Raw genomic sequence first — 1,644 nt, 5'->3', positions numbered from 1 at the left:
TAAAAATTATGACTAAATTTTTCAACCACTTAAAGATTATAATTAAGTTCAGATTCAGCAAAATACAAAAGATTTAAAGACGCAGCTGCTGTAAAAAAACGTCCTATTTCTTAGCAGATAAATAAACCCCAATTAAAATAATAAAAGCACCTACACACTGAACAAAAGTCAGCACCTCATTATCCAGCAATCCCCAAAAAATAGCAATTACAGGAATCAGATAGGTAACCGATGTTGCAAAAACAGGCGATGAAATCTGGATTAATTTAAAGAAAATAACATTGGCAATTCCAGTACCTACAACTCCTAAAATCAATATAAACCAAAGAGAATGCTGTACTTTTTCAACATGAACAACTTCAAAGAAATCAGTAAAAAACAAAATTCCTAAAGCAGGAAAAAGCAAGATTAAAAAATTCCCAGTAGTTATACTCAAAGGAGTCAGATCCGACAAATACCTTTTGATTAAATTGACATTTGCTGCATAACAGATAGATGCAGCCAATACCAAAACAGCATAATAATAATTTTGCTCCGGATGATTTACTGCCCCGTTAAAAACTAAAAGCAGACACCCCAGAAGCCCTATAATTACACCCCATATCTGACTTTTTCGAAAAGTAATCCCAAAAAAAACAGCACCTAAAATCAGTGTATTTAATGGTGTCAATGAATTTAAAATAGCCGTAATTGAACTGTCAATCTGAGTTTCTGCTATAGCAAAAAGATAGGCTGGAATAAATGTACCAAATAAAGAGGTCAGCATAATATATTTCCATTGATGCCTTGGAATTTTAGTTAAACTCTCGAATCCAATCAAAAACAAAAACAATGCAGCAAAAATAATCCGCAGGGAACCCAATTGCAGAGCAGTCAGTCCAATCAAGCCCTTTTTTATCAATATAAAAGAACTTCCCCAAATTAAGGACAGCACCAATAAATAAATCCACTTTAACTGTTTAGTCATGATAAATTGTATTTTGATGCAAAATTGTAATATTTTTAGCAACTATTACTCCTTTTTTAATTAATTTTGCAGTAAATCACAAAAAATAAAAAATTAATTAAAAATCTCATCATAATGAATTTCAAAAAATCAATCGCAATTATAGCAATATCAGGGTTACTTTTTTCCAGCTGCAAAGACAGTAAATCAGAAATTAAAAACGAAACTGCTGCAGCTGAAGCACCAGCTCCAAAAGCTAAAAAAGAAATTGCTGCAGCCAATCTCCAAACAGCGAGTTTTACTATCGAAGGAATGACTTGTGCAGTAGGATGCGCTGCAACAATCCAGGAAGAATTAACAGGACTGGACGGAGTGCAGACTGCTAAAGTTGATTTTGACAAAAAACTTGCTACCGTTACATTTGACAAAACAGTTCAGACTCCAGAAAACTTAACAAAAGTAGTTCAGGCAACCGGTGACGGAAAAACATATAAAGTTTCTAATATGAAGTCTTAAATAGTTAAAAATAATTAGTGAATAATCCTGAGTCTCTAGATTTTAAATCATTAGAAAACGGAAAACGTTCAAATAATCTACGAGTTATTTATAAATCATATGTTTCAGCAAAGGACTAAGGATTATTCCCTAATAATAATTTATCTTTATTTAAAGTTATCAAGGCAGTAAAATAGTTAATA

At 31.9% G+C, this 1,644-nt stretch carries 2 protein-coding genes; one reads left to right on the top strand and one right to left on the bottom strand.

The window, feature by feature from the left end:
• Positions 1 to 103: 103 nt before the first annotated feature.
• Positions 104 to 970, bottom strand: a complete 867-nt coding sequence (locus IRZ80_RS20685; RefSeq protein ID WP_194644246.1) for a DMT family transporter — start codon at positions 968 to 970, stop codon at positions 104 to 106.
• 111 nt (positions 971 to 1,081) lie between these two features.
• On the opposite strand from IRZ80_RS20685, the gene IRZ80_RS20680 reads away from it, so the two are divergent.
• Complete coding sequence (locus IRZ80_RS20680; RefSeq protein WP_194644244.1) at positions 1,082 to 1,462, top strand: heavy-metal-associated domain-containing protein; 381 nt, start codon at positions 1,082 to 1,084, stop codon at positions 1,460 to 1,462.
• Positions 1,463 to 1,644 lie beyond the last annotated feature (182 nt).

This window comes from Flavobacterium sp. HJJ, from assembly GCF_015351475.1.
Classification (GTDB): domain Bacteria; phylum Bacteroidota; class Bacteroidia; order Flavobacteriales; family Flavobacteriaceae; genus Flavobacterium; species Flavobacterium marginilacus.
The sequence above is the reverse complement of the archived record's forward strand: the minus strand, read 5'-3'. Positions and strand labels throughout refer to the sequence as shown.